The following is a 23580-nucleotide window of genomic DNA, read 5'->3' as shown; positions in this document are numbered from 1 at the left end:
GGAGCCCCGTCGATGCTGCTGGCTACCGGGCGGTTAGCGGAACTTGTACTTCAGGCCCAGGTAGTACGTACGGCCGTGCGCGTCGGCGATCTGCGGATCGTAGCCGACCTGGAAGGTCTGGCCTTGATCCGAAGCCGGCGGGTCGCGGTCGAGGACGTTGCGGACACCCAGCACGACGCCGAGGCCACGCCATCCATCCCACGTACCTTGCACGTCCCACACTTCGTAGCTGCCGACACGGCGATCGCCGCTGTTGTCCTTGTACCCGAGGACGAACTGCTGGCCGACCGTCGCGCCCCACGGGCCGGAACGCCAGTTGGCGGTGATGTAATGGCGCCAACGCGGCACGGCACCGTTCTCACCCTGGAAGGAACCGACGTTGTCGATGTACTCGCCGTCGATCGCGTACTGGTAGCGATAGCGGTAGATGTACGTGCCTTCGCCGCGCAGCGAGACCTGGCCCCAGCTCTGGGCCGGGAAGCGCAGCGAACCGCTCAGGTCGACACCGGTGACGGTGTACTTGCCGAGGTTCTCCTGCACCTGCACGACGTAGTTGATGCCGCAGGGCACGTTCGCAGGCGTCGGGAGGCCCGGCTGGTCCGTCGAGCAGCTGCCGTCGGCGAGGCGGTTGCCCCGGACGAAGCGGCCACCGGCGTTCAGCGGGTCTTGCGCGCCGAGCACGTCGAACAGACGCGTATCGGACACGGCACCCAGGGAGTTGCGGCGATGGATCGAGAAGAAGTCGGCGCCGACCGAGGAGTTGGCCGTCGGCTCATAGATCACGCCGATGGTCCACTGCTTCGATTTTTCCGGCGTCAGCGCGGAGTTGCCGCCGAGCTGGTTCTGGAACTGCGCGTCGCACTCCAGGCCTTCGTTCACGTAGTTGCCGCGCGGAACGCTGTTCGCGCAACGCAGCGGGTCGCTGTGCACGTCGGCCGTGTTCGAGAAGAAGCGCGGCAGGTGGATGTCGGCCAGCGTCGGGGCCCGGAAGCCCGTGCTGTACGTGGCACGCACCAGCGTGTTCTTGAGCGGCGTCCAGCGCAGGCCCACCTTCGGGTTCGTGGTGCTGCCGAAGTCGCTGTAGTCGTCGTAGCGGATCGCGCCCGTCAACTCCAGGTTCTTCATCAGCGGGATGTTCACCTCGGCGAACAGCGCCGTCACGTCGCGATCGGTGCTCCACGCCGGCTGGTTGCCGCCGCCGCCGAGCACGTCGCCGGACGACAGCACGTCAGCCGGGTGATCGTCGATCTCTTCCTTGCGGAAGTCGAAGCCGACCGCCAGGGAGAACGGGCCGCTGGCCATCTCGAAGAGGTCCTTCGAGATCTTGCCGTCGAAGCCGGTGGTCTTGGATTCGGCGTTGCGAACCTGCTGCAGGATCTTGGCCGAGTCGAGCAGCGCCTGGCCGGCGGCATCCTGCGGGTTGCCCGAGAACACGTCGACGTTGCCCGTCGCGATGACCTGGCGGGTGCGGATCTCGCTCATCCAGCCGTCGATGTAGTTGTCGGTGACCTTGGAAGTGGCCGACGTGTACGCCGTGTTGTAGTCCCAGCCGAAGAGCACGCCCTGCAGGCCGGCGACGAGGCGATCTTCCTTGGACTCCGCACGGTTCGTGCGCAGGCCGTTCTGCTTGCCGCGCCAGGCGAGCGACAGGGCGCCCGTCGGGGTGACCGTCGTGCCGTTGCCCGCGACGAACGGGGCCGGGTAGTAGCGGCCGCCGACCGGGTACAGCATCGCGCCGTTGCCCAGGAAGTCGTTGATCGGGGTCTCGGACGAAGCGAACGTCACTTCATTTTCCGAATACATGTACTCGACGAAGGCCTGGTGGTCGTTCGCGAACTGCCACGCGCCGCGGACGAACGCGCTCTTCCGCTCGGACGGCGGGAAGATGTCCAGCACCGACGTGAAGTCATAACGGCAGGTGTTGCCGTTCGGCGTCGGGGCGCCGGTGGCGGCGTTGACGTTGTACGAGCCCGCGGCCGGGATACAGCCGTTACGCGCCGTCAGGTTGTACGTGCCCACGCCGGCGATGGTGAAGTTGGCGGGGAACACGTTGCCGGAGGTCTGGGCGAAGCCGAGGTCCGGGCGGATGGCGGTGCCGGCGAACTGCGGACGCTGGCTCGCCTTGAGGGGCGTGTCTTTCTGGTAGCCGAGCGAGGCGAGGACGTTGAAGCGGTCCTTGTTGATGTCGCCGAAGCCGACCGTGCCGGAGTAGCGGCGGGTGTTGCCACCGCCCTGCTCCGTCATCGTGCCGTAGGCGTCGAGCTCGATGCCCGTGTAGTCCTTGCGCAGGATGAAGTTGATCACGCCGCCGATGGCGTCCGTGCCGTAGATGGCCGAGGCGCCGTCCTTCAGCACTTCGACGCGCTCGACGGCAGCCAGCGGGATCTGGTTCAGGTTGACCGTGCCGCCGCCCGCCGAGTTGAAGGCGTAGTTGGAGAGGCGACGACCGTTCAGGAGGATGAGGGTGTTCGTGTTGCCCAGGCCGCGCAGCGATACGGCGGACAGGCCCGGCGTGCCGGAGTCACCCACGCCCTTGGAGATGTTGTATCCCCCGGCGTTGGTGGCGGAGACCTTGTCCAGCAGCTCGGCAGCGGTGGTGACGCCGGACTTCTGGATGTCGTCCCGGGAGATGACCGTTACGGGCAGGGCGGATTCCCCTTCGATCCGCTTGATGTTCGAGCCCGTGACTTCGATCTTCTCGATCTTCTGGGTTTGCTGGGCGTAGGCCGGTACGGCCAGCAGGGTGGTGGCGGCACCGGCGCCCAATGCGCGCAGTACAGCCTGACTGACAGCTCTTGCTTTGCAATTCATGGATAAATTCCCTTTCTTTTATAGAGCGTGCCGAACGTTAATGAACCGTGTGATAACGCGTCAACGAATTCACCAAATATGTCATCACGGGGTTGCAGTCTAGCAACGTTACAGCAGTGTGACGCTTAGTTTACGTCAACTTATTTGGAATTATGGCGGGGTCTTGCAACAGGCCGTGACGGTGTGGTAACCGAACCATGAAGTTCCTGTTGCAAAGCGCGAAGCTCGCGCTCGGAGGCCGCGATCAGGCCTGCCAGGCGCCTCGCCCGGGCCCGCAGGCGCTGCAGGAGGGGCCCCTGCCCCGGCCTCAGGTCGGCCAGGTTCACGAAGCGCTCGCGGGAATGCTCGAACTGCCATTTGCGGAGCTCGGCCGTGCTCACGCCGAGGCTCTCCGCGGTCTGGGTCAGCGTGGCAAGCCCCGCCCTCAGCCGCTCCAGGGCGAGCAGCCGGTCGCCCAGGTGGACGAAACGCGGTGCCACGGACGCCGCAGGCGTGCGCCGCGGAGCCTTGCGCTTCTTCGCGGCCTTGGCCGGCGCGGCGCGCTTAGCTTTCCGCTTCGTCATCGAACTTGCCGAGGCGCTCCCGCAGCAGCGCGACTTCGAGCGTGCGCTTGCCGAGCAGGCGCTCGAGGTTGCGCACCTGGAGCTGCAGGTCCTCGATCTCCTTCACCATCGTGCCGCGCGACGCGAACGTGGTGAGGTCGGTCTGGGCGACCTCGCCGTAGGCCTTGCGCCAGTAGTAGAGGACGTTCACCGCGATGCCGTGCAGCCGCGCCACGTGCGCCGCCGACATGCCCGGCGCGTTCGATTCGCGCACGATCGCGATCTTCTCGCCGAGGCTGAAGCGGCGTTGCGGACGGCGGCGGGCGGGACGCTCGGGAGGTGAACCGGGATCGGTCATGGCGAGCGGATGTTAATGGAAGTCGTGGCTCTCGGTCTTCAGCTTGCCCAGGAGCGCGCTCAGGTCCGTGAAGCGTTGCGCGATGACGTGGACCACGAGGCCCTGCTTCTGCACCTGCCCCGTGACGCCCAGCAGGCGCGATCCCAGCAGGGCCTTCCGCTGGCGGTCGGCGACGTCGTTCCACACCACGAGGTTCACGTAGCCGGTTTCGTCCTCGAGGGTCACGAACATGACGCCGCTCGCGGTGGCCGGGCGCTGCCGGCAGGTGACGATTCCCGAGGTGCGGATCAGCTGGCCGTTGCGGGATTCGGCGACATCCCTGGCGCTTTTCAGCTTCATCTTGTCCAGGCGCGGCCGCAGCACCGCGAGCGGGTGGCGGCGCAGTGTCAGGCCGAGCGCCTCGTAGTCCGCGACGATCTCCTCCCCTTCCCGCTTGGGCTCGAAGCGCGCGCCGTCCACTTCGACGCCCCCGGGGATGGCGAGGCGCGTCGGATCGTCCTGGGCCAGGGTCTCCCAGAGCGACTCGCGGCGGTGGCCGGCGAGGGTGGACAGGGCATCGGCCCGGGCCAGGTAGCTGAGATCCAGGCGGTTCAGGCCGGCCCGCCTTGCGAGGTCGTCTACGGATTCAAATACCTTTTCTTTTCTTGCTATTACGATTCGTTCTGAAGAATCGACTTTAAGTCCAGAAATGCGCCCGAGGCCCAGCCGGAGGGCGGGCGGCACCCCTTCCCCGGCGGGCTCCAGGGTGCAGTCCACATCGCTCACCAAGACATCGACCGGGCGGACCTCGACCCCGTGGCGGCGCGCGTCCTGGACGATCTGGGACGGCGAGTAGAAGCCGAGCGGCTGGCTGTTGAGCAGGGCCCCGGCGAAGGCCGCGGGCTCGTAGTGCTTGAGCCAGCTCGACACGTAGACCAGCAGCGCGAAGCTCGCCGCATGCGATTCCGGGAAGCCGTATTCGCCGAAGCCCTGGATCTGCCGGTAGATCTGTTCGGCATAGGCCTCGGGATAGCCGCGCGTGCGCATGCCCTCGATCAGCTTCTCGCGGAACGGGCCGATGCCGCCGCGCCGCTTCCACGAAGCCATGGCCCGGCGCAGCTGGTCCGCCTCCCCCGGCGTGAAGCCCGCGGCCACCATGGCGAGCTGCATGACCTGCTCCTGGAAGATCGACACGCCCAGCGTGCGCTCGAGCACGGCCTTCACCGCGTCGTTCGCGTACGTGGCTTTCTCCTTGCCCTCGCGTCGCTTCAGGTACGGATGCACCATGCCGCCCATGATCGGCCCCGGCCGCACGATCGCCACCTCGATCACCAGGTCGTAGAAATTGGCGGGCTTCAAGCGCGGCAGCATGGACATCTGCGCGCGCGACTCGATCTGGAAGACGCCGATCGTGTCCGCACGCTGGATCATCGCGTAGACCTCGGGGTCTTCTCCCTTGTCGATGATGTGCTGGACGGTGAGATCCTCGCCGCGGCGCTCCTTCACCAGGGCAAACGCGCGGCGAAGGCAGGAGAGCATCCCGAGGCCGAGCACGTCGACCTTGAGCAGGCCCAGGGCCTCGAGGTCGTCCTTGTCCCACTGGATGACGGTGCGGTCGGGCATCGAGGCGTTCTCGACCGGCACGAGGCGCGAGAGCCGGCGGTTGTCGATCACGAAGCCACCCGGATGCTGCGAGAGGTGGCGCGGGAAGCCGATCAGCTCCTGCGTGAGCTCGAGCACGGACTTCACGGTGCGGTTGGTGAGGTCGAAGCCCGCTTCCTCGAGGCGCTTAGTCATCGCCTCGCGGTTGTCCCACCACGACATGGACTTCGTGAGCAGGTCGATCTGGTCGAGCGAGAGCCCCAAGGCCTTGCCCACGTCGCGCAGCGCGCTGCGGGGCTGGTAGGTGATGACCACGGCGGCCAGCGCGGCCCGCTCGCGCCCGTACTTGCCGTAGATGTACTGGATCACCTCTTCGCGGCGCTGGTGCTCGAAATCGACGTCGATGTCGGGCGGTTCGTTCCGCTCCTTCGAGATGAAGCGCTCGAAGAGGAGGCCCGCACGGCTGGGGTCGACCTCCGTGATGTGCAGCGCGTAGCAGACGACCGAATTGGCCGCCGAGCCGCGGCCCTGGCAGAGGATGCCGACGCTGCGCGCGTAGTTCACGATGTCGTGCACCGTGAGGAAGAAGGGCTCGTAGGCCATCTCGCCGATCAGCTTCAGCTCGTGCTCGATAGTGGTGAGCACACTGCCGGGCGCACCTTTCGGATAGCGTTTATCGAGCCCCTCGAAGGTGAGCTTGCGAAGGTGCGAGGCCGGCGTCTCGCCGCGGGGCACCAGCTCCTCGGGATATTCGTAGCGGATCTCCGAGAGCGAGAAGTTGCAGGCATCGGCGAGATCGAGCGTGGCGGCAAGCAGGCGCGCGGGGTAGATGTTGGCGAGCCTGCCGATGGGCCGCAGGTAGCGCTCGGCGTTCGGCTGCAGCGCCCTGCCCGTTTCGGCGAGGGGACGCTTCAGGCGGATGGCCGTCATCACGTCCTGCAGGCGTTTCCGGGAGCGCAGGTGCATGTGCACGTCCCCCATCGCGAGGCAGCGCAGGCCCGCATCCCGTGCGAGGGACTCGATGCGGTCGATGCGGTGCTCGTCGTCCGGCCCGCGCGTGAGCTCCACGCCGGCCCAGGCGCCGGTGAAACGCTCGGCGATCCACGCGGCCTCCTCGGCATTCGGAACATCGCCCGGCAGCCAGATCGCGGCCAGGGCCGGGGGCAAATGCGGCACGTCGTTCCGCGCGAGGCGATAACTGCCTTTCTCCGCGGCGCGCCTCGCCTTCGTGATCAGCTCGCACAACGCCTCGTAGCCTTCGTGCCGCGTGGCGAGCAGCACGAGGCGAAGCCCGTCGACCAGGCGGAACTCGGAGCCGATGATGAGCTTCAGCTTCGTGTCGCGCGCGGCGACGAAGGCCCGCACCACGCCGGAGACGGAACACTCGTCGGTGATGGCGAGCGCGGAGTAGCCCAGCTCCACGGCGCGCAACACGAGCTCTTCCGGATCCGACGCGCCGCGCAGGAACGAATAGTTGGTGAGGCAATGCAGCTCGGCGTAGCCGGGGATCATGCGAAGAGCCCGTGCAGGAACCAGCTCTTCGGATCGAGATGCTCGCGATAGACCCAGAGCTTCTCGCCCGCGGGGTCCACGGCCACGAAGTAGTCGCGGCTCACGGGCTCGCCGTCCCACCACCCGGCCTCGATGCGTTCAGGACCTGCCGTGAGCTCGAGCGGGCCGAAGTGCGTGGGCGTGCCGTCCTTCGTGATGAGCTTGAGCGGCCGATGCAGCAGCCACAGAGGGCGAGGCCCGACGAAATAAGGCGCAACCGAATTAGGGTCAGACCCCCATTTCTGCTTGGCCGAACGGAAATGGGGGTCTGACCCTAATTCGGCGGCGCCTTTTTTCGAGATCTTCTCCGGCCTGTGGTCATCCGCGATCGCAAGGCCGAAGACACGATCCGAACCGATGCGCGCGGAGAGGCGCTCGAGGAAGCGTCCGCGGTCGAGGGCCTGCTCTTCGCGGCCCGGCAGCCACGTGGAAGCGCGCGGCGCGAAGGGCAGCAGGGATTCAGCGTTCAGCTCGATCGTGAGCGTGGGTGCGGCGAGCTGCGTGCGGCCGAGCTTCTCGCGCGCGAGGGCGAGGATGAACTCGGCCTCACGCTCGGGCGATGCGAACTCGAGGGACACCGCGGTGGACTTGGCGCGCACCGGCTCCAGCGTGAGCTCGATGCGCTGCACGCCGGCACCGCGCGCCCGGAGGAAGCCTTCCATCTGCACCAGCAGCCGGCGCAGCGGGAAGAGCAGCGCCTCCGTGGACCTCGCTTCCGCGGGAAGCTCCAGGCGCGCGTGGAACGTGGCCGGCGGCTGGTAGGAAGCGCGCGGATCGGGAATGCGACCCGTGAGCTTGTCGAGATCGGCGAGCGTCTCGGGGCCGAAGCGGCGCGAGAGGCCTTCGCGCGGCAGGGCGAGGATGTCGCGAAAGCGAAGGACACCGAGATCGGCCAGCAGGGCCAGCGTTCTCTCGGGCCAATCGAGGAGAAAAAGGGGGAGATCGGCGATGCGCCCGCCGAGCTCCCCGATGGCAACGCAGCTGCGAATGCTGGAACCCTGTGCTTCGGCGCGCGCGAAGAGCCGCGCGGCCAGCGCCGTCGGCGCAATGCCGAACGTGGCGCGGTACCCGAGATCGCGCAGCCCTTGCCGGAGCACGCCCGCGATCTTGCCGTGGCCCCCGAAGAGCCGGATGCTGCCCTCGACCTCGAGGAGCAAGCCCTGCCCGTCGATGCAGACCGCGGGCGTGAACTGGCAGGCCCACGCCGCGAGCTGCTCCAGCGCGACGCGCTCCCCCGCGACATCGCGCGGCAGCACCTTCAACGTGCCGCACAACACCTTGGCCGCGGCAACCGGTTGGCCTTCACGCACGCCTTCCGCCGTGGCGAGCGCATTGGCGCAGGCGACGAGCGGGCGCTGCGCCGGGCCGTCAGCGACGACCAGCGGCGATGGCGAGGTGCCCCCGCGCTCCGCGAGCTGCAGCGGGAGCGACGGCAATTCGAGGGCGATCCACAACATGGAGCGGAACCGGTCGGGTGAGCGGCGGGCCGCGCCGCTTGGGAATGCGGAGCGCCAACGCGCCCTCCTCGCTGCCGAGGAGGATGCGAAGGTGCGCGGGTGTGGCGAGCGTGAGCGCGGCGGTGGAACGGAAGAGCACGGCCATGGCCTTGCCCGCCTCGGCCGCCATCTGCAGGCGGCGCAACCACGCGTAATCGAGATTTCGCGACTGGCGCTCGGGCCAGAAGAGGACGGCCCCGCAGGCGCCCGAACGCAGGGCCAGCTCCGTGGACCACAGCGCATCCTCGTGCGTGAGCGGACGAACGACGAGGCAGCGCTCCAGCGGAATGCCGGACTGCGCGATGGCGGGCGCATACGGCAGGTGGGGAGGATCGATCCAGGCGATCAACCGATCGTCCTTCGCGGCGAGCGCGAGCGCACCGGCCAGCAGGCTCACTTCCCCGATACCGGCGCCGTCATGCAGCACCTCAGAGAGCGCGGCAGTAGGCCAACCGCCACCGGGCAGCTCCTGATCCAGGGCGGCGACACCGGTGGGCAACGTGATGCGCGGCGCCCTTTCGAATTCGCCACCGCGCCAGACGCCCTGGGGCAATGCGCTCACGACAAGCGCGCGCCCAGGTTGCGGATCACGCCCACCGCAACGCCTTCGATGGCGAGGGGCTGGCGCGTGAGATCGAAGTGCAACGTCTGGAAATCCGGGTTCGCGGGAATGAGCTCCGCCTTGTTGCCGCGGATGCGGAAGCGCTTCACGGTCACGTCGTCGCCGACACGTGCGATGACGAGCTGGCCGTTCTTGGCCTGCGTGGTCTTGTGGACGACGACCCAGTCGCCATCGAGGATGCCTTCATCGCGCATGCTCAAGCCGCGCACCTGCAGCAGGTAATCCGCACGCGGGCTGAAGAGCGAGGGGTCCACCGGATAGCGGCCGAGCATGTTCTCGATGGCCATCATCGGGCTGCCGGCGGCGACGTGGCCGATCAACGGCATGCCACTTTCCTCCACCACGCGGATGCCGCGCGCGACGTTGGGCGCCAGCTCGATGGCGCCTTTTTTCGCGAGGGCCGCGAGGTGCTTGAACACGGCGTTGGTGGAAGCGATGCCCAAGACCCGGGAGAGCTCCGGCTGCGAGGGCGGTCGGCCCGTCTCGCTGATGTGGGTGCGGATGGCTTCGAGGATCTCGGCTTGGCGAGGGGTGAGCGGAGGAGTTTCCACGGCGTGCTCCCAGGGGAGGCGGGTGATAAAGCTATCACCAGAGGTGGTAAACCTATCACCTATCCCCCACCCCCGCAAGCCGGGCCTTGACAACATTCAACCAAAAGGTTTAATGTTCGGCCATGCAGCTCGACAACACCTTGATTGCATTGGCGGACTCCACGCGGCGGGCCATCCTGGACCGGCTCACGCAGGGGCCGGCGAAGGTCACGGAAGTCGCCGCGCCCTTCCCGATCTCCCTCAATGCCGTCTCCAAGCACATCCGCATCCTCGAGCGCGCCGGCCTGGTCCAGCGCCGCATCTCGGGGCGCGACCACATGCTCTCCCTCAACCAGCAACCCCTCGACGAAACCGCGGCCTGGATCGAAAAGACGCGAGCCTTCTGGACCTCGCGCCTGGACGGCCTGGAAGCCCTGTTGAAAGCCGAGGACGCCCTCGCCAAAGCGAAAGGAAAACCATGAACGACTTCGCACAAGCCATCGCCACCGACACCCTGCGCCTCGAGCGCCTCCTGCCCGGCCCCATCGAGCGCGTGTGGTCGTACCTCACCGATGGGGAGAAACGCAGCCAGTGGTTTTGCGGCGGCAGCCTCGAGCCGCGCGAAGGCGGGAAGTCCGTGCTGCTCTTCGACCACGACAAGCTCTCCGACGAAAGCTACCCCGCGGACTTCGCCGGAATGAAGGGCAAGAGCTTCACCGGCACCGTGCTGGTCTACGACCCGCCGCGCGCCCTCGGCTACACGTTCGAGAACGGCGGCTCCGAAGTCCTCTTCGAGCTCACGCCCAAGGGCAAGGACACGCTGCTCGTCGTCACGCATCGCAAGGTGGCGACCCGCAAAGACATGGTGGGCTTCTCCAGCGGATGGGATACGCACCTGGGCATCCTCGCCGACCTGCTGGCCGGGCAGAAGCCGCGTGGCTTCTGGACCACGCACCAGGGCCTGCGCAAGGAGTACGAGAAGAGGATCGCGGCATGACGGTTCAACAGGGAAGCTGCCATTGCGGCAACGTTGCGTTCGAGGTGGAAGGAACGCCCACCGGCGCCATGTCGTGCAACTGCTCCATGTGCCAGAGGAAGGGCGTGCTCATGTGGTTCGTGCCGCGCGACGCGCTGCGCCTGAAGACGCCCGACGCGAACGCGAGCACCTATACGTTCAACAAGCACCACATCAAGCACCGCTTCTGCCCGAAGTGCGGCATCCACGCGTATGGCGAGGCCACCGATCCGAAGGGCAACCCAATCGCCGCGGTGAACGTCCGCTGCCTCGAGGGCATCGAGCTGGAGACGATTCCCGTCACGCCCTTCAACGGTCGAGCCCTCTGAAGCCATGAGCACGTAAAGAAAAAGCCGCGGGGGCTGTGATAATCGGCCGCAGCCCAGCGACCAACGCGGCATGGACCCCCAAGAACGATTCCTCGGCGAGCTCGAGGCCCACAAGAAGATCCTGTACAAGGTCGCGAGCCTCTACTGCGCCAACGCGCAGGACCGGCAGGACCTGATGCAGGAGACGGCCGTGCAGCTCTGGCGGTCGCACGGGCGCTTCGACGGCCGCAGCTCCTTCGCAACCTGGATGTACCGCGTCGCGCTCAACGTCGCCATCTCCTGGGTGCGAGACGACAGCCGGCGCAACAGGCATGTCGCCACGGATGCCCACGTGATCGACACCGCCTTGGCCGACGAAGCCACGCACGACGCCCCGCCCCACCTGCGGGTCTTCCTCGGCCAGTTGCTCGAGAGCCTGGACGCGCTCGACCGGGCGCTAGTGCTGCTCTACCTCGAAGGCCACGACCAGGACGAGATCGCCGCGATCCTCGGCCTCACCGCGACCAACGTCGCCACCAAGATCAACCGCATCAAGACACGGCTGCAACGGGAGCACGGAGGCTCCGGCACATGAACCTCGACATCCTCAGGACGGAATGGGCGGAACGCGACGCGAAGCTGGACACGGCGCTGCGGATCAACACGCGGATGCTGCGCGAGATGCTGGTGGCGAAGGGCTCGGCCGAGGTGCACAGGCAGATCCCCTTCGGGTTCTTCTCGATCGCCTTCTGGGTCTTCACGCTCGCGTGCACGGGCATCTTCCTGTTCAACCATGCGGGCGAGCTTCGCTTCTTCCTTCCGGCGCTCCTGATCTTCGTGTGGACGCTGGTGATGGGCGTGGTGTCGCTCATGCAGCGCACCGCCATGCGCGACCTCGACTACGGGCAGCCGACGCTCGTCGTGCAGAAGCGACTGGAGGAGCTGCGCATCGACCGGCTGCGCACGTTCCAGTGGGCCTTCCTCACCGGGCAGATCGTGTGGTGGATTCCGTTCTTCCTCGTGTTCATGAAGGGGGTATTCGGCGCGGACCTGTACGCCTCGGAGTGGATGCGGCAGTTCATGGTCGTGAACCTCGCGATCGGCGTGCTGGTGATCCCGCTCGCGCTGTGGGGAACCCGCCTGCTGACCCGGCGTTACGGAAATGCAACGGCGTTTCGAAAGCTGGCCGATGGCATCGCCGGCAACGACATCGTGGTAGCACGCGATTTCCTCTCGAAGCTGCGCAACTACGAGCAGGAGTGACTTACAATTCGCCGGGATGCCACGACAGCTTTTCAGACAGGAAGCGATCGACGCGCAACGTGAGAAGTATCTCGGCGAAGCGACGATTGCCCGGCCCGTGCCCTTCTGGGTCTTCACGGTGCTCGCTGCCGGTTCGGCCCTGCTGCTCATCGCCGTCGCCCTGTGGGGCCAGTACCAGCGCCGCGAGCGCGTCGATGGCTACCTCGCCCTCGATGAAGGTGCCGCCCGCGTCCTGATCTCCGACGCGGGGCGCGTCACCGAGCTGCTGGTGAAGGAAGGCGACGAGATCGCCGCCGGCGCGTTGATGGCGCGCATCACGATCGAACGCACGGCCAGCGTCTCCGGCTCCTCCACGAGCGAAGCTGTCACGAAGGAGATGGAGTCCCGGCGCGCGAACCTGCAGAACGAACAAGGGCAACTGCGCGACCTCGGCACCCAGCAGCTCGAGCAGAACCGCCGCCGCCAGCGCGACCTCGCCAACGAGGTGGCCCAGCTCGACAACGAAATGAAGCTCGCCGAGACGCGCACCAAGTCCGCGCGGGACGAAGCCGAGCGCTACAAATCCCTCTCCAGGGACAAGTTCGTCTCCGACGCGTACGCGAAGGGCAAGTTGGACGACGTCACCGACCAGGAGATCAAGCTGCAGGCGCTTCGCCGCCAGCGCCTCCAGGTCGAACGCGACCTGGGCTCGGCCAAGCTCGAGGAGCCCGCGATCCAGCTCCGCGCCCGCTCGCAGGTGGACCAGGTGTCGCGCCAGATCTCCGAGCTGCAGGAAGGCCTCGCGAACGTGGAGGCCCGCCGCGAGACGATCATCCGCGCGCCCATGACCGGCGTGGTAACCAACATCGCCGTGACCCGCGGCCAATCGGTGGCGCAGGACACGACGCTCGCCACCGTGCTGCCCAAGGGCTCGGGCCTGCACATCGAGCTCCTGGTGCCCACGCGCGCCATCGGCTTCGTGCAGAAGGGTCATGAAGTCGTGCTGCGCTACGAGGCCTTCCCTCACGAACGCTTCGGCCAATATCGCGGGACCATCACGGATATCGGCCGCAACGTGTGGTCCGCGGGCGAGCGCATCGGGCCGCTCTCGGCGCGTGAGCCGGTGTACCGCGTCGACGTGAAGCTGGATCGACAGAACGTGTCGGCCCTCGGCCAGGAGTTCGCCCTCCGCCCCGGCATGCTCGTGAACGCGGACCTCCTGCTGGAGAAACGCACGCTGCTGGAATGGATCTTCGAGCCGCTGCTGCAACTGAAGGGACGGCTCTAGTGGGCTTCTTCTCCGAGCTGCTGCGGCCGGGCACGCCGGTCATCCTGCAGAGCGAGGCGCCGGAATGCGGCATTGCCTGCATCGCGATGATCGCTTCGCATCACGGGCATCTCACGGATCTTTCGGCGATGCGGCTGCGCCTTTCGCCGTCGCTCAAGGGCGTGACGTTGAAGCACCTGGCGCAGATCGGCGAGGCGATGGGCATGACGTCTCGCGGCGTGCAGGTGCCGCTGGAGTCGCTCGGCAAGCTGAACCTCCCCGCGATCCTGCACTGGGACATGAATCACTTCGTGGTGCTCACGGAGGTCTCGGGCAAGAGGCTCACGGTGCACGACCCGGCGCGGGGCAAGCGCGTGTTGACGCTGGACGAGGCGTCCAAGCATTTCACGGGCGTCGCGATGGAGTTCACGCCGACGCAGACCTTCCAGAAGAAGGACGAGCGCGAGCGCATCCGGTCTTGGCAGCTCCTGGGCGTGGCCTCGGGGCTGAAGGGGACAATCGCGCAGATCCTCATGCTGTCCTTCGCGCTCGAGGTCTTCGCAATCGCGATGCCGTTCTTCCTGCAGCTCGTGGTGGACCGCGTGGTGGTGGGCCGCGACAGGGATTTGCTGACCGTGCTGGGCCTCGCCTTCATCGTGCTGGTGGTGATCTCGGTGGCGGTGACGGCGGTGCGGGCTTGGGTGGGCGTGTATCTCTCCACCAACATCAATTTGAAATTGCTGACGACGCTCTTCAGCCACATGCTGCGGCTGCCGCTCGCGTGGTTCGAGAAGAGGAACATCGGCGACATCGTCTCCAAGTTCCGCAGCGTGGACGCGATCCAGCGAACGCTCACCACGACGTTCGTGGAGACGGCGGTGGACGGGGTCATGGTGATCCTGACCCTCGTCGTGATGTCGTACTACAGCCTCACGCTGACGCTCATCGTGGTGGGTGCCGCGACGATCTACGCTCTCGCCCGCTGGACTTTCTACTACCCGCAGCGTTACGCGACTGACGAGCAACTGGCCCACGAGGCGCGTTCGAGTACGCACTTCATCGAGACGCTGCGCGGAATGATGGCGATCAAGCTGAATCTGCGCGAATCCGAGCGTCGAACGTCTTACCAAAACCTGGCAGTGGACCAGACTAATGCGGGGGTGAAGGTGCAGAACGTCGGGATTCTGCAACGAGCCTCTTATGGATTAATCTTTGGTGTTGAGAATGTCCTGGTGATCTGGCTCGGGGCGATCGCAGTGATGGAGTCGAAGTTCACCGTGGGAATGCTCTACGCGTTCATCGGCTTCAAGTTGGTGTTCCTCACCAGAATCGTGAACCTGGTGGACAAATGGAACGACTTCCGGATGCTGGATCTCCACGCGGAGCGCATTGCGGACATCGCACTAGCGGAAGAGGAAAAAGCAAATCAGACGGCAGGTGCCATTGCGACAATAGAACACGGTCCGCTCACCGTGGAGGCCAAGGATCTTGGGTTCGCCTATGGCCCCGAGGGTTTCACCTTCAGACACGTAAACCTGCAGATCACGCCCGGTGAGACGGTTGCTATCGTCGGACCTTCGGGTTGCGGGAAAACGACCCTCATTAAAGTCTTGTTGGGGTTACTACCACCGACAGAAGGCCAAATCCTTGTAAACGGCCGCGACCTTCGCGACTGGGACCTTGCCCAATACCGGCGTCGCATCGGTGCTGTCATGCAGGACGATCAGCTCTTCGTCGGAACTATTGAAGACAACATTAGCTTCTTCGATCCCGAGCACGATCCCGAGCGAGTGCGCGAATGCGCTCGGGTGGCGATGCTTCATGAAGACACGTCGAAGATGGCAATGGGCTACAACACCATAGTTGGAAGCCTTGGCGTAGCGCTATCTGGCGGGCAGAAGCAGCGACTTCTCCTGGCCAGGGCGCTCTATCGAAAGCCGTCGACATTATTTCTTGACGAAGCCTTTGATCAGCTCGACCTGGCACTTGAGAAACTAATCGCGAAAGAGCTCTCACAGGCGGGGATCACGGTTGTAGTCGTGAGTCATCGTCCGCACACGGCAGAGAACGCGACGCGCTCTATATCTCTGTCCTAGCCCACAAAGACATCCCCTGTCCCACAGCCGGCGTACGCCAACTGAAGCTCGGCGAGTTCTTTGCTGGAAGATTCAAATGCGGCCTCAGAAGCGTCTTTGAGAATAGAGAATTCAATATTTCCGATTTCCATCGACTTTCCTTTCGATGCGAGTGAATTGAGCCACGAAGTACATCGTCACTACCGCAGCTATGTTCGCGTGCGCCACAGACTAGCCAACGTGGACGTCGCCATGACCGCCGCCCACAAACGCCAGTTCAAGATCGGACAGATCCTGGATCGCGAGTTCGGAAACTTGGTCGTGCGCCTGCTCGACAACTTTGAGTTCTGCTTTTGCGAATTCCATGTGTAGCTCCTCTATCTAGTTTGTTGAACTCGTTGTGCTGCTTATTAGTGCGTCGTTCCGACGAACACATCCCCGCCCCCACCACCGACTTCGGAGAGCTCCGCGTCCGTAAGGACCGTGGCCAGTTCAGCGTCTTGATCCGTCTTACCTTGGTTGCTCATCACATTGTTGGCGCGTTCCATCGATCATCTCCAGATGTCTAGTTTTATTGTGAATAAGTTTCAGCTAGCCGACGAAAACGTCACCGCCGCCACCGCCAATTGCAGCGAGTTGAAGCAAGGTGAGTTCGTTGACAGCAGCTTCGTTGGCACGCACGGAAGCATCTTCCACAACACTAAGTTCGCCTTTTGCGAGTTCCATTTCCTAATTCCTCTTTAAGTTGATTTAGTTTTTTTAGCCCACAAACACGTCACCGCCACCGCCGCCCACCAGCGAGAGCTGAAGATCCGTCAGTTCGAGGACTAGCGCCTCGTTGGAACGGGTAGTAAATGCAGCCTCAAGAGCCCCCACTTCTTTCGTCACGATTTCCACTTGAACCTCCTCTAAGTTGCTACGACGTTATGAGTGATATGCAGCTGCCCCTTGCGGCTTACCCACTTCGGGAACAGGCTGAACATCCTCGCCAAGATTTCGCATCTGTCACCTGTCACTTTGGGTTAACTAGGCGTACAAAGCTGATGAAATGGCAGGGTTTTTACGAATCCGCCAGTCCAATTGTGGTAAAAGTGTGAACTAGATCACATCTACTGGCACCTTAAAAAGTTTTTTTACGTAAAATCAGTACCTTGTGACGCAATCATCCTTCGACCTAAAGCTGCTGGACAGCGCCACCGCGAACGACGATCAAGAGGCCGTTCGAGAGGCGCTCGCACGCATTTCTGAAGATGTGAAGTCCCGCCTTAAGAAGGGATCGGCCAGCTCCGTCGAGTTCATGACACTGACGATCGGAACTCTGAAGAAGATTGAGGGGACGTCCAACGCGGATGTGCGCATCAACTGCCTCATCGATGCTGCACATTTCTTTTACGTGATTGGCCAAGCCTTCTCAGCTATTGAACCTGCTCTCGCCGCAATAGACCTCGCGACCCGCGTCAACCAACGTTCGCTTCTCCGAAAAGGCCTTACGGTCGTCGGAATCATGTATGCGGACACAGGAAACATTTCCCAAGCTATCGAATGCTATGCCAGGGCATTGACTCTTGTTGAAGAACTGCGGGAAAAGGATTCAGAGTGCATCGTCTGGCTCAATCTCGGAGTCGCGCTCCTCTATTGCGCACTGTATCGGGACGCAATTGCATGCTTCGAGCATGTCATCACGCTGTCAGCTTCCGATAGCGGTCTTGCCCACTTTCGCGGATCCGCATACGCCAACATTGCCCTTTGCGCCCTTCACCTAGAGGACTTTGCCAGGGGCCTTCGTGCCGCGGAGAACTCGGTAAAGGAACGCGGCGAACCTCAGACTGCCGCTGAGATGGTCTCGAGAGTGCTGGCCGAGAACAACTACACGCGTCTATTGCTAGAGGTAAACAGCATCGAGCGCGCGAAAGAGCGCTGCGACATCGGTCGACGCTATGCGGCTCGCTCCATGTCCATGCGAGCTGAGATTTCAGCGACCATCGCCGATGGCCTCTGTGAAGTTCATGCGGGGCAAGTAGACGTTGGAATATCTCGCCTTACCAGCGCATTGGAGCGAGCGCGGATGATGCGGGGTTCTATGCTTCGCGAGGTGCTCATCGCACTCGTCAAGGCTTACGAGCTTGCCGGCCAACCGCAGCGCGCGCTCATTTATCTCCGTGAAATGATGGAGGTAACAAGGCAAACGCAGCAGGAAAATGCACTTAAGCACCTGCGGATCCACCTCGAGCACGCGGGACAAGAGTACGAAGGCCCACAGGTGGGCACGACCAGTCTTGAACGACGCGAGGCGGTCCTCAGGGGAAAGGTTGCAGAGCAGGAGCTGTTCAAGTCGAGAATAGAGATGCTCGAGAGACTCGCCGTGACAGCCGAACTGCGAGACGACTCGACTGGAGAACATTCATATCGGGTAGGGAAACTAGCCGGGCTAATTGCGCATGAGTTTGGCTGCGACAAAGACACCTGCTACATGATCGAGCTGGCGGCTCGACTTCACGACATTGGGAAGATCGGCGTCCCCGACGCTATCCTGCTGAAACCCGATAAATTGAACCCCGCCGAGCGACAGATTATGCGGACGCATACCACTGTAGGTGCGGAGCTGCTGTCGAAAAGCAACATTCCGCATATGCAAATGGCGGAAGAAATCGCACGTGCCCATCACGAATGGTGGGATGGGAGCGGCTATCCCGGAAATCTGTCCGGCAGTGCAATTCCTCTCGCCGCACGCATAACTGCGCTGGCAGACGTATTCGACGCCCTCACCCATAAGCGGCCCTACAAGGAAGCATGGCCGCTTGTTGCGGCACTTGAAGAAATCGCGTCGCTTAAAGGGAAACAATTCGATCCGCAGCTTACTGATCACTTCCTGGTACTAATCGGCCGATTGCAAGACGACTGCGTCGACATCGACAAGTTCTTGGGCCAAGCAGCCTTGGCTTCCCCATTTCTTGTCGCCAGATCCAAGATTTGGGACACCTTGCAGAAGTCGAAGAACACTGACGGAACGGGCAGTGACAGCCGCCTAGATTTGCAACGATGAATTCGAAGCGAATAGTTGCGAATTGGGAGCGTCGCCAGCACTCCTCAGCTTGTAATCGGAAGGTGCCTCACGCCTTTCCGCGAAGGGCATCGTCAGCAAAACCCACAACGTCGTAGACAAACTAACTACTTCGCGGGGTCATGTGAGATCAAGCCAAACAAGCCGACTCACGACGCTGATAGATCACGACACTTCGTCAGCCAACCCGGATCTCAAGGTTGCCTTTGCTCGACGGTCGCGGGGGCCCAAAGTACGTGTCGCAAATTGCGCTTCCGATGCCGAGAGCGTTGCCATCGAGCCGTCTCACTGGAGCATTCTTGACGGCGTCTTCCCGAAATTCGGCTTTCATTCAAGCTCGTTCAGAGATTCGAGTGATTGTTGGTCGATTCCTCGAGGCTATTTCAGACGAGAACAGACCACGCCGCATTTGAGGAATCAATTGTGAGCACAGTTCGGACCAGTGAACTCTCCGCGCTGATTCGAGACGGCCGTCCGGCCAACGACCCCTCGGTCAAGAACGCATTAATCGGTCTGTCGCAGGAAGTACAGTCACGCCTACAAGCAGGTTCGACGGATTCACGCGATTTTTTCATTTCTGCCGTCGAGATAGTTGCCGGCCTGAAGGGCTCCACGCATCGATCACTTCGCGCTGACTGCTTACTGAATTGCTGTCAGTACTTCTACTTCCTTGGCGACTCATCGACGGCATTAGATCCGGCACGAAGGGCCGCGAAGTTGGCGCAGCAACTCAATGATCAAGAGCGCGAAGCCACGGCACTGAACACGCTTGGAATCGTTCTTGCTGACACAGGAAATTTTGTCGAAGCGGTTGAATGCTATTCGAAGGCGCTTCAGACAAATCGGACCAGAAATCTTCGTGATGCCGAAGCACGGTCGTGGGTGAATCTTGGCGTCGCCTTGATGTACATGTCGCGATACCAAGAGGCATTGGAGTGCTTTCGTCAATCTGATTGCTCGTCAGATGAGGCGAATCGCAAGGTCGTTGCAACGCGCGCTGCTCACAATGCGTCCATTTGCTGGTTCCACCTTGGGGACCTCGAGCAAGCAAGAGACTGGGCCGAGTTCTCGACGACAAACTGTCCCGACCCAACGAACGCGTACGAGAAGTTCACGCGCGTAAATCGAGAACTAAGCTATGTCCAGATCCTGCTCGAACTGCGTGATTTCTCGAAGGCCCACGCTCGCGCCGAGATTGCCTCACGCATCCTCACCGCCGACATTCCTAGGGCGGCGCTCGTCCAGCGGCTGATTCGTGGCCTCGTGGAGGCCTACTGTGGCGACCACGTTCTTGGGCTTTCGGAATTGAATGCAGTTCTCGAAGCTGCGAAGGACAACCCGCCCTTCCATCAGGATGCGCTCATTGCTCTGGCGCGATCGCGAGAGCGCGCTGGAGACTTCACTGGAGCGCTCGGGCACCTCCAAGAACTGCTAGCCGTGAGTCAGAATCGGCGACAGCAATCGGCCCTCCTACATGTTGGGAGCGCCGGTCGATCAGTTGTGCGGACTGCAGGCGACCATTTGGACCTCGCCCACATGCGAGAAAGGCAATCTCAACTGAGGGCGCAGGTGGCCGAAGAAAGGCTATCGCATGCTCAATTCGAAATGCTCGAGCGTCTTGCAATAGCGGGGGATCTGCGAGATGACCCATCCGGTCAACATGGATTTAGGGTTGGGAGGCTCTCTTACCTCTTGGCCGAGAAGCTTGGGCACTCAGCCGAACAGTGCCTCACCCTTGAGCTGGCCGCGAGACTGCACGATATCGGCAAGTCCGCGATTCCCGACCGAATCGTGACCAGCTCTGAATCGCTCAGAGAGGGGGAACGACAGTTGATGAACGCCCACGCCCAAGTGGGCTCGGAAATTCTGGCGAAGAGCAATCTGGGTCAGGTGAAGCTCGCCGAGGAGGTTGCCCGATGCCATCACGAGCGTTGGGACGGGAGTGGATATCCCAATGGCATTCGCGGCAATCGAATTCCGGAATCCGCTCGCATTGTCGCCCTGGCTGACGTCTTCGACGCGATGACCCACGGACGATCGTATGCGGACGCTTGGTCGGTGCAGAAGGCACTCGCGGAGATCCAAGCCCAATCAGCGGCGCAATTCGATCCAGATATGACGACGAAGTTTGTCGAGCTAATACAAGCACTGTCGGCCAACCATCGCGATCTTGACGAAATTCTCGCCCAAGCCAGCAGCAACTCTCCGTTCTTCCGCGCGCGAGCTCGAATCCGTCGGCTTATCGAGAGCGCAAGCTCAGCCTCGTCGGCCGTTGAGCAGGGCCGTCCCAGTTGACCCAAGTAGGTCAAAAAAGCTAAAATTGAGGGCTCAATTCCCCGATAGCTCAGTTGGTAGAGCGACGGACTGTTAATCCGCAGGTCCCTGGTTCGAGTCCAGGTCGGGGAGCCAGAATCCAGCAGTGCGAAAGCCCCGTCCGCGGGGCTTTTTCATTTCCGGGAGTAGACTGGATTTCGATCCTCCGCTCCCCAAAATGCGCGCTCCTCTCCTCCTGCTGCCCGCCCTTCTCACCGCCGCGACGATGACATTCGCCGCGGGCCCCGACGCGGTCGAAGGCAAGAAGTTGGTCGCCGAGAAGAAGTGCGAGATCTGCCACAACAACGTGACGATGGGCGACGCGAAGGCGGTCTACCTCCGCAAGGACCGCAAGGTCACGACACTCTCCAAATTGAAGTCCCAGGTCGCTGCGTGCAACACGGAGCTCAACCTCGGCTTGTTCCCCGAGGACGAGGAGCACATCGCGGCGTACCTGAACCGCGAGTACTACAAATTTCCGGTCAAGTAGCCGGCGCGGGTTTCAGCCTGGAACGCAGGTCGATGCTTCGCGGCTGCCACGAGGACTCCATGAAGTTGCCGCGCTCGAGCTCCATCATTCCCGTGACGAGCGCCATGCCCAAGCCGGTGCCCAGTCCGGCAGTGAGGGGGCTGGCACTTGCGACCTGCGGGATGGATTGGGTGATGCTCACACCCACTAGGGACATGGCCGCGATCTCTTCGGCGCTTGCGGCGACGTTCTTCTGCGCCGAGTTCATGACGATGTAGATGTACACCGGCTTCGCACCGTCATGGGGGACGTAGACACCGCAATCGAAGTACGCCTTCTGGAATGCAGCCTTCGGATCGGGCCACTTGGCCTTCTCTTCCTCCGTGTACCGATGCCCCTTGCCGTCACCAACGAGCACGTTCGAGAGACATCCCCGCGGGCCGTGATAGTACGTACCCTCGCGGTCTTGCTTCGCCGGTTGGTAGATGCCGGCGGCCAGGACAAAGTCGCGGGTGAAGTGCTTGAACGAGTTCTCGAAGTCGGAAAATGCGATCGGCTCTGCGAGGACCAACGGAATCTTCGCGATTGCGGCTTCAAGAGACTTGGGATTCGTACCGCACGCAGCGAGGATCGCGGCGAAGGCAACGGCGACTATCGCATGACGTTGATTCAATGGGCACCCCGGCGAAGGACAGTGCCGAAAGTGTAGTCACGAACCGTCACGCAGTCGAACCAGGCTCCGCCATGAGAAAGCCCAAGTCGCCGCGTGCATCACGCAGCCAACCTGGGCCTGTTTCCTCGAAGCTGCTTGCCGGGCTATCGGATGTTGTCGACGCCCTGCCCCGACACCTGGTAGTTCGCGGAGATGACGCGATTCCGGCGATCGTCCACGACGCACTCGTAGCCGAAGCGAGTGGACTCGCCGCGTCCCTGCGCCCAGCCACCACCGCGGATGCGCTCACGTCCCGAGCCCATCTCTTCGCGACGCACGTTCGGGCGGAAGTCCACGTCCACGCGAGCACCGTTGCGCGCGCGGATCTGGTCGCGCACCGTGGCCTGGCACGCCTCTTCCTCGTCCATCGAGGCGACCGGCGGCACGTAGCGATCGCCGTTCCACGTCACGTCCAGCACATAGGTCTGGCCGCCGTTACGCGGGTCGTCGATGGTGACCGAGCCCGTGTAGCCGTTGCCGCGGGTCGGCGAATCGATGTCGAGGATGCGTCCGCCACCCGGCTGGTTGGAGCTCGAGATGCGGAAGTTCTCCGCGTTGGCCGGGAGCGGGCCGCTGCAGTAGCTGCCTTCGTCGCGCGCCATCTTGCCGCTCAGCGTGCGCACGCCGATCTGGTCGCCGCGGATATAGACGGTCGCACGATCGTCCACCCACACGCGCAGCAGGCAATGGCCCTGGCCCACGGTGGTCGCGGCCTGGTAGCGCGGCGTGAACACGATGCCTTCATTGGGTTGGAAGCGCAGCTTCTCCTGCGCCACGGCGGCGCCGGCGGCACAAGCGAGTGCCACGGCACCTGCGATAACGATCTTCTTCATGTTTTGGACTCCACGTCGATGGTGACCTCGCGACTATCACGGAATCGTGTCGCGGAGTGAATCCGGAGCGGGCGCATTCGCCCGTCGGTGGCGTCCTACGCTTACGAGGCGCGCTGGCGAGGGAGGATGCGTGAGCTGGTGCCGTATTCGCTGCGGCCCAGCTCGTACTCGCTCATGAGCTGCGTCACGATCTCCGCGAGCACGACGTTGCAGTTGTGCGGGCACTGCACGGGGTTCACCACGAACCAGTTGGCGGAGACCTCGTCGGCGGGCACGCACCGCATGGGCAGCGGCGTCACGCAGGCGCGGCAAAGCGCGGGGCGCGCCTTGCCGTATGCCTGGTCGAGAATGGAAAAAAGCTTTTCGAAGGACACCTGCTGCCGGGACATGGCATGCGCTTTGAGACGAGATTCAGGACAGGAGCCTATCGGAAGCCCGCCGCGCTGGCTGTCGGCCTGTTCTGACGCGCGGCGAGGAATATTCACTTCCTGGCCGCGGCGCGCTTGGTGCTGCCCGGGGCGGAGGTGGACGGCGGGTCGCTGGCGGGGAAGCTCTCGTCCAGCGCCTCGTCCACGAGCGATTCGTCGTGGCTGGCGGCATCGACGGGCTTGACGGGCTGCTTGGTGGCGTGGAGCTTGTCGGCGGGTTTCTTCGCGGGCTGCTTGTTCATGGTGTGTTTCCTCGGGGGGTGGATTGTGCGTACTGGTCGGAAAACAGCCTGAACCCTAAGTTCCCCACGGTCCACACCCGAATGGGGTAGATTCGTGCGGTTCGCCGCAGTCAATCCAATAAGA

Annotated in this window: 24 protein-coding genes and 1 tRNA gene; 11 read left to right on the top strand and 14 right to left on the bottom strand. The window is 63.3% G+C overall.

Going from position 1 to position 23580, the window contains the following annotated elements:
• Nucleotides 1–33: 33 nt before the first annotated feature.
• The 7 genes from DSM104443_RS10555 to lexA form a co-directional block, all read right to left on the bottom strand.
• A complete protein-coding gene (locus tag DSM104443_RS10555) occupies nucleotides 34–2766 on the bottom strand; it encodes a TonB-dependent receptor plug domain-containing protein (protein ID WP_171091996.1) in 2733 nt (910 codons plus the stop codon).
• A 185-nt stretch (nucleotides 2767–2951) separates the two neighbouring features.
• Complete coding sequence (locus tag DSM104443_RS10550) at nucleotides 2952–3374, bottom strand: hypothetical protein (RefSeq protein WP_171091994.1); 423 nt, start codon at nucleotides 3372–3374, stop codon at nucleotides 2952–2954.
• Nucleotides 3355–3711: a transposase gene (locus DSM104443_RS10545; RefSeq protein ID WP_171091992.1), complete on the bottom strand. Its 357-nt coding sequence runs from the start codon at nucleotides 3709–3711 to the stop codon at nucleotides 3355–3357. The genes DSM104443_RS10550 and DSM104443_RS10545 overlap by 20 nt, the downstream gene beginning before the upstream one ends.
• 12 nt (nucleotides 3712–3723) lie before the next feature.
• Nucleotides 3724–6804 carry an error-prone DNA polymerase gene (locus DSM104443_RS10540; RefSeq protein WP_171091990.1) on the bottom strand — a complete coding sequence of 1027 codons (3081 nt, stop codon included), beginning with the start codon at nucleotides 6802–6804 and terminating at the stop codon, nucleotides 3724–3726.
• Nucleotides 6801–8300, bottom strand: coding sequence for a Y-family DNA polymerase (locus DSM104443_RS10535; protein WP_171091988.1), 1500 nt, complete (start codon nucleotides 8298–8300; stop codon nucleotides 6801–6803). Before DSM104443_RS10535 ends, DSM104443_RS10540 begins: the two co-directional genes overlap by 4 nt.
• On the bottom strand, nucleotides 8212–8901 hold the full coding sequence (gene imuA, locus DSM104443_RS10530) for a translesion DNA synthesis-associated protein ImuA (protein WP_171091986.1): 690 nt from the start codon (nucleotides 8899–8901) through the stop codon (nucleotides 8212–8214). The genes DSM104443_RS10535 and imuA overlap by 89 nt, the downstream gene beginning before the upstream one ends.
• Entirely contained in the window at nucleotides 8898–9512 is a 615-nt protein-coding gene (lexA, locus tag DSM104443_RS10525) for a transcriptional repressor LexA (protein ID WP_246232827.1), read from the bottom strand. The genes imuA and lexA overlap by 4 nt, the downstream gene beginning before the upstream one ends.
• A 122-nt stretch (nucleotides 9513–9634) precedes the next feature.
• On the opposite strand from lexA, the gene DSM104443_RS10520 reads away from it, so the two are divergent.
• The 7 genes from DSM104443_RS10520 (at nucleotide 9635) to DSM104443_RS10490 (ending at nucleotide 15419) form a co-directional block, all read left to right on the top strand.
• On the top strand, nucleotides 9635–9973 hold the full coding sequence (locus DSM104443_RS10520) for an ArsR/SmtB family transcription factor (protein ID WP_171091982.1): 339 nt from the start codon (nucleotides 9635–9637) through the stop codon (nucleotides 9971–9973).
• Entirely contained in the window at nucleotides 9970–10488 is a 519-nt protein-coding gene (locus DSM104443_RS10515; protein ID WP_171091980.1) for an SRPBCC family protein, read from the top strand. The genes DSM104443_RS10520 and DSM104443_RS10515 overlap by 4 nt, the downstream gene beginning before the upstream one ends.
• Nucleotides 10485–10835, top strand: coding sequence for a GFA family protein (locus tag DSM104443_RS10510; RefSeq protein WP_171091979.1), 351 nt, complete (start codon nucleotides 10485–10487; stop codon nucleotides 10833–10835). Before DSM104443_RS10515 ends, DSM104443_RS10510 begins: the two co-directional genes overlap by 4 nt.
• A gap of 70 nt (nucleotides 10836–10905) precedes the next feature.
• The gene (locus DSM104443_RS10505) at nucleotides 10906–11409 is read left to right on the top strand and encodes an RNA polymerase sigma factor (RefSeq protein ID WP_171091977.1); all 504 of its coding nucleotides are present in this window, start codon (nucleotides 10906–10908) and stop codon (nucleotides 11407–11409) included.
• Nucleotides 11406–12077 carry a hypothetical protein gene (locus DSM104443_RS10500; RefSeq protein WP_171091975.1) on the top strand — a complete coding sequence of 224 codons (672 nt, stop codon included), beginning with the start codon at nucleotides 11406–11408 and terminating at the stop codon, nucleotides 12075–12077. Before DSM104443_RS10505 ends, DSM104443_RS10500 begins: the two co-directional genes overlap by 4 nt.
• A 16-nt stretch (nucleotides 12078–12093) precedes the next feature.
• A complete protein-coding gene (locus DSM104443_RS10495; RefSeq protein ID WP_171091973.1) occupies nucleotides 12094–13344 on the top strand; it encodes an HlyD family secretion protein in 1251 nt (416 codons plus the stop codon).
• Complete coding sequence (locus DSM104443_RS10490; protein ID WP_171091970.1) at nucleotides 13344–15419, top strand: peptidase domain-containing ABC transporter; 2076 nt, start codon at nucleotides 13344–13346, stop codon at nucleotides 15417–15419. Before DSM104443_RS10495 ends, DSM104443_RS10490 begins: the two co-directional genes overlap by 1 nt.
• A gap of 210 nt (nucleotides 15420–15629) precedes the next feature.
• Here DSM104443_RS10490 and DSM104443_RS22045 read toward each other — a convergent pair whose 3' ends face one another.
• The 3 genes from DSM104443_RS22045 to DSM104443_RS10485 form a co-directional block, all read right to left on the bottom strand.
• A complete protein-coding gene (locus DSM104443_RS22045) occupies nucleotides 15630–15764 on the bottom strand; it encodes a hypothetical protein (RefSeq protein WP_281359564.1) in 135 nt (44 codons plus the stop codon).
• 225 nt (nucleotides 15765–15989) lie between these two features.
• The gene (locus DSM104443_RS22040; protein ID WP_281359563.1) at nucleotides 15990–16124 is read right to left on the bottom strand and encodes a hypothetical protein; all 135 of its coding nucleotides are present in this window, start codon (nucleotides 16122–16124) and stop codon (nucleotides 15990–15992) included.
• Nucleotides 16125–16157: 33 nt separating this feature from the next.
• Nucleotides 16158–16295: a hypothetical protein gene (locus tag DSM104443_RS10485; protein WP_171091968.1), complete on the bottom strand. Its 138-nt coding sequence runs from the start codon at nucleotides 16293–16295 to the stop codon at nucleotides 16158–16160.
• Between the two features lie 256 nt (nucleotides 16296–16551).
• Here DSM104443_RS10485 and DSM104443_RS21790 point away from each other — a divergent pair, with 256 nt between their 5' ends.
• The 4 genes from DSM104443_RS21790 to DSM104443_RS10465 all read left to right on the top strand — a co-directional run bounded on the left by DSM104443_RS21790 (nucleotide 16552) and on the right by DSM104443_RS10465 (nucleotide 21262).
• A complete protein-coding gene (locus tag DSM104443_RS21790; protein ID WP_212757101.1) occupies nucleotides 16552–18441 on the top strand; it encodes an HD domain-containing phosphohydrolase in 1890 nt (629 codons plus the stop codon).
• Nucleotides 18442–18816: 375 nt separating this feature from the next.
• Nucleotides 18817–20754, top strand: a complete 1938-nt coding sequence (locus DSM104443_RS10475) for an HD domain-containing phosphohydrolase (RefSeq protein ID WP_171091966.1) — start codon at nucleotides 18817–18819, stop codon at nucleotides 20752–20754.
• A gap of 38 nt (nucleotides 20755–20792) precedes the next feature.
• A tRNA-Asn gene (locus tag DSM104443_RS10470) sits at nucleotides 20793–20868 on the top strand.
• A gap of 82 nt (nucleotides 20869–20950) precedes the next feature.
• The gene (locus DSM104443_RS10465) at nucleotides 20951–21262 is read left to right on the top strand and encodes a hypothetical protein (RefSeq protein ID WP_212757099.1); all 312 of its coding nucleotides are present in this window, start codon (nucleotides 20951–20953) and stop codon (nucleotides 21260–21262) included.
• Here DSM104443_RS10465 and DSM104443_RS10460 read toward each other — a convergent pair.
• From DSM104443_RS10460 to DSM104443_RS10445, 4 genes are all read right to left on the bottom strand, one after another.
• A complete protein-coding gene (locus DSM104443_RS10460) occupies nucleotides 21255–21812 on the bottom strand; it encodes a hypothetical protein (RefSeq protein ID WP_171091964.1) in 558 nt (185 codons plus the stop codon). The two genes, DSM104443_RS10465 and DSM104443_RS10460, sit on opposite strands and share 8 nt — an antisense overlap.
• A gap of 245 nt (nucleotides 21813–22057) precedes the next feature.
• The gene (locus DSM104443_RS10455; protein WP_171091962.1) at nucleotides 22058–22786 is read right to left on the bottom strand and encodes a hypothetical protein; all 729 of its coding nucleotides are present in this window, start codon (nucleotides 22784–22786) and stop codon (nucleotides 22058–22060) included.
• 101 nt (nucleotides 22787–22887) lie between these two features.
• Complete coding sequence (locus DSM104443_RS10450) at nucleotides 22888–23175, bottom strand: hypothetical protein (protein ID WP_171091960.1); 288 nt, start codon at nucleotides 23173–23175, stop codon at nucleotides 22888–22890.
• Nucleotides 23176–23267: 92 nt separating this feature from the next.
• On the bottom strand, nucleotides 23268–23456 hold the full coding sequence (locus DSM104443_RS10445) for a hypothetical protein (RefSeq protein ID WP_171091958.1): 189 nt from the start codon (nucleotides 23454–23456) through the stop codon (nucleotides 23268–23270).
• Between the last annotated feature and the right edge of the window lie 124 nt (nucleotides 23457–23580).

The sequence above is a fragment of the Usitatibacter rugosus genome (genome assembly GCF_013003965.1).
Lineage (GTDB): Bacteria > Pseudomonadota > Gammaproteobacteria > Burkholderiales > Usitatibacteraceae > Usitatibacter > Usitatibacter rugosus.
This window is presented reverse-complemented; position numbering and strand designations above follow the sequence as displayed.